Source organism: Romboutsia sp., from assembly GCF_035470145.1.
Lineage (GTDB): Bacteria > Bacillota > Clostridia > Peptostreptococcales > Peptostreptococcaceae > Romboutsia_D.
The window spans coordinates 1-3,910 of sequence record NZ_DATIRC010000042.1 but is presented as its reverse complement, the minus strand read 5'-3'; the positions used below and the strand labels follow the sequence as shown (position 1 = coordinate 3,910).

The window sequence follows — 3,910 nt, the reverse complement described above, 5'->3', positions numbered from 1 at the left end:
TATAATCTAACACAATCTATTTAAAGGCGTTTTTAAAATATTATGCATTAATTAGGATGTATTAATCGGACAAGATGAAACTAACCTTTTATATGATTATATAAAAGGTTAGTTTTTTTACTATTTTAATAGTCATAAAAGTAGTGTTGCAATATTTACCCTAATTTAAATAAAGTTTCGGAGATTTTATCGCTGGCTTCAGAGTCCATTTCCTTAAGTGCGTGTGCGTATATATTAAGAGTAGTGTTAATGTTTGAATGTCCAACTCTTTCAGAAATAACTTTAATAGGCACTTTAGAATTTATAAGTAGTGTAACATGTGAATGTCTAAGATCATGAAATCTTATATGATCTAAATTATTTTCTCTTAAAAATTTATTAAATTTCTTACTAAGTACATCTTGTGCGATGGGTTTTTCGTTTTTATCGAAGAATAATAAATTCATTTTATTAGTAATTTTACCTTTTAATTTAGCTTCTAATTGCTTTTTCTTATGATTTTTTAGCATTGAAATTATCTCATTTGGTGCTGAAATTGTTCTTTCCGAGCTTTCAGTCTTAGGATTTTTCAGTATAACTAAACCCTCATTTCTTACTGTAATCTTGTCTATTGTTATAGTATTTTCATTAAAATCTATATTGTCCCAAGTCAATCCTAATATTTCCGAGATTCTAAGCCCCAAACCACTAGCTAAATATATGTGTAATTCAAGGGATGTTCCTTTGCAAATTTGGAGTAATTTAACCATATTTTCCGTATTATATATATTATTTTTAAACTTTTTTATCCTCGGAACTTCTATACATTCTACTATATTTTCTCTAATCAGTCTTAATCTATATGCTTTTTTAAGAGCTAAATTTAATATATTTATGTGTATTTTTATAGTCTGTGGAGCTAAAATTCCTACTAAATCATCTACATAATTTTGTAAATGTATAGGTTTTAATTCTTCTAATTTATACTTTCCTAACATAGGAATTAGGTACTTTTTACAAATTCTAAGGTAGCAATTATAAGTTGTAATTGATAAATTGACCTTATATTTCTCTAAAAAATCCATTAAAAAACTCTCTATATTAATGGCGTTTGGTAGTGCTAATTCGTCATTATATATACTATCTTTTAACTCGTTAAGTTTTTTAGATGCATCTCTTTTTTTCTCAAATGAGCCCATATTCTTTTGTATTTTCTTACCACTTTCTTGATCTTTATATTCTAAATAAACTATGTAGTTTTTACTTCTTTTTCTTATAAATGCAAAACTCATTATATACCTCCATGAAACAACAATTATATATTTATTATAACATAAAAACAAAACAAAAAACATTTAAAGTTCTGACATAAAACTGACATAAACCTTTATAAAACTCATGAAAGCACTATAAACACTAATTTATATATTTTTGGCATAAAAGTATATATTTTATGTTTAATAAGAACAGTTAAGATGTTAATTTCATAAATTATATAAATAATGCTTATTAAATTTGTTAAAGGGGACATGAAATATGTACAACTCTAATGGATTCGAAATGAAAATTTTAGAAACTAAAAGGTGCATTTTAAGACCTGTTTCCTTAAAAGATGCACCTAATTTATTTGACTATTACAAGCAAGATATTGTGGTTAAATATTTACCCTTTAAAAAACATGAAACAATATTTGATACAGAAAAATTTATAAGGTTATTTTTTTTAAAAAATTATAACGAAGGAAAAATAGGACACTACGCTATAGTGTTAAAAAAAGAAAATAAGGTAATAGGTAATGTAGGGTTTAATAATATATCTATATCTTCAAAAAAAGGAGAAATGGGTATATGTATAAATCCTTCTTATTGGGGGTACGATTTATCAACAGAATTAGCTGAAGAAATGCTTAGGTATGGTTTTAATGATTTAAACTTAGAAAAAATTATAGCTATAACTTTTGAAGATAATACGTATTCACAAAAAGCTTTAGAAAATTTAGGATTTCACTACGTAAAAACATTTAATAAAAATTTGAAATCTAAAAAGATAAGAAACCCTATTAAATGCCATGAATATGAAATGCTAAAAATAAATTATATAAATAAATTCAAATTATATAAAAAGGGATGATCACCTTGGCAAGAGATATAAATAATGATTGGATAGATAAACACCTAAGATTTGTTCTAGCTAACACACTAGGCAAAGATATTAGCCAAATTACTAAAGACTATTTAATTACACTAAGAGAAATAGATTTATCTGACTGTTGTATAAATAATCTGAAAGGATTGGAATATGCTACAAATTTAAATAGCATTAATTTAAGTAAAAATGAAATTATAGATACTAGTCCACTATCTAAACTACACAGATTAGTTAATTTAGAACTTTCAGAAAATAGAATCGAGGATGTATCCTTTCTAAATAACTTAAAGAAACTTAAAAGTGTTGGACTTGATAGTAACAATATATCTCATATAAGGGACCTTAGTAACTTGAAAAATTTAAATCTAATAAATATATCTAATAATAAAATTAAAGACCTGTCATTCGTTAGAACTTTACATTGTAAAAATATTAAGATTATAGCTAGCGAGCAATGTGTCGTTTTAAAACCCATAAACATAAACTATGGAGACGATTGTTTATTTAAAAGTCCTATTTATTGGACTAAAGAAACTAAGGTACTATTAGACAATATACAAATTACAGGAAAGTACAATTATATAAAAACAAACAAAAGACCATCATTTTTATATTCCATATCAAAAATACTTATTAAAAATGTATATTCTGATTGTATATTAAAAGCAGATTTCTATCATGAAGTTCCTTTTTTAAAGTCAGGCATATTAAGCGGTATATTAATTCAACCTATAAATATAAGACTTATAAGTTCATCTTTTGATGTTTTTCAAACTAATAAAGCGAATAACTTAGGATCGATATATGGCAGGTTACAAATAATAAATCTTATAGGAGATACTCTTGAGAATGAATATTTTTTTAAAAATAAACTTATAACTATCATAAACAGTGAAGGTGATAAAATTTCATACTTAACTAATACAAAAGGCGAATATGAGTTTATGAATTTAAAAAAGGGTAGATATACTATATTATTTCCATTTTTAGCTAAGCATGAGTATGTAACACCATCGTTATTTATTTGTAATTTAGCTGAAGGTGAAAATTTAGAAATTAATTCAATAGCAATGAAAAATTAAAAAAGCGGCATATGCCGCTTTTCTTAATTTTCAAATTTTTTAAATCCTTCTCCTAAAACTTCGTGTACAGTGCTAACAATTATAAAAGCATTAGGGTCTGTTGATTTAACAACTTTCTTTAAATAAATTTCTTGATTTTTAGAAACAACTACTAATAATACCTGTTTCTTTTCATCTGTATATCCACCTCTACCATCAAGGATAGTAACCCCTCTACTTAACTCATTAGTTATAACATCTTTTAAATTATTCGCTTCATTAGATATTATAAAAAATGCCTTAGAATAATCGAAACCTTCCATTATAGCATCTGCCACTTTAACTATAATATAAAGTGCTATAGCTGAGTAAAGAGCGGTTTCTATATTTTTACTAGCAATACCTGAAGATATAACTACAAATGCATCTAAACACATCATAAACTTAGTCGCTTTTATTCCAGGGAATTTCTTACTTAATATAAGTCCTATTAAATCCGTTCCTCCTGTGGAACCATCAACTCTAAATATAGTACCGATACCTATTCCTACTAAAATAGCTCCTGATATTGCAGATAACAATAAATCATTTGTTACACTCATATCAGATAATGGTGAAGTTATATTTATTGTTACTGATAATAACACCGTACCAATTAAAGTCTTTATTGAGTTTTTAGTTCCAAGTATTTTAAATGCAAATATTACTAATGGCACACCTAT

4 protein-coding genes are annotated in these 3,910 nt (G+C 25.6%); 2 read left to right on the top strand and 2 right to left on the bottom strand.

Annotation, left to right across the window (positions count from 1 at the left end; translation table 11 throughout):
• Positions 1-155: 155 nt before the first annotated feature.
• Positions 156-1,271: a tyrosine-type recombinase/integrase gene (locus tag VLM92_RS01585; protein ID WP_325274602.1), complete on the bottom strand. Its 1,116-nt coding sequence runs from the start codon at positions 1,269-1,271 to the stop codon at positions 156-158.
• A gap of 244 nt (positions 1,272-1,515) precedes the next feature.
• On the opposite strand from VLM92_RS01585, the gene VLM92_RS01580 reads away from it, so the two are divergent.
• Both VLM92_RS01580 and VLM92_RS01575 read left to right on the top strand, forming a co-directional pair.
• Positions 1,516-2,109, top strand: coding sequence for a GNAT family N-acetyltransferase (locus tag VLM92_RS01580; RefSeq protein WP_325274601.1), 594 nt, complete (start codon positions 1,516-1,518; stop codon positions 2,107-2,109).
• Positions 2,110-2,114: 5 nt separating this feature from the next.
• Positions 2,115-3,209: a hypothetical protein gene (locus VLM92_RS01575; protein WP_325274600.1), complete on the top strand. Its 1,095-nt coding sequence runs from the start codon at positions 2,115-2,117 to the stop codon at positions 3,207-3,209.
• Positions 3,210-3,232: 23 nt separating this feature from the next.
• Here VLM92_RS01575 and VLM92_RS01570 read toward each other — a convergent pair.
• On the bottom strand, positions 3,233-3,910 hold a 678-nt coding region (locus VLM92_RS01570), incomplete at its 5' end, for a YitT family protein (RefSeq protein ID WP_325274599.1).

What these genes read in the sequence shown, in the direction of transcription:
- VLM92_RS01585 (WP_325274602.1), bottom strand. Translation starts at nt 1,271, where the DNA reads ATGAGTTTTGCATTTATAAGAAAAAGAAGTAAAAACTACATAGTTTAT.
- VLM92_RS01580 (WP_325274601.1), top strand. Translation starts at nt 1,516, where the DNA reads ATGTACAACTCTAATGGATTCGAAATGAAAATTTTAGAAACTAAAAGG.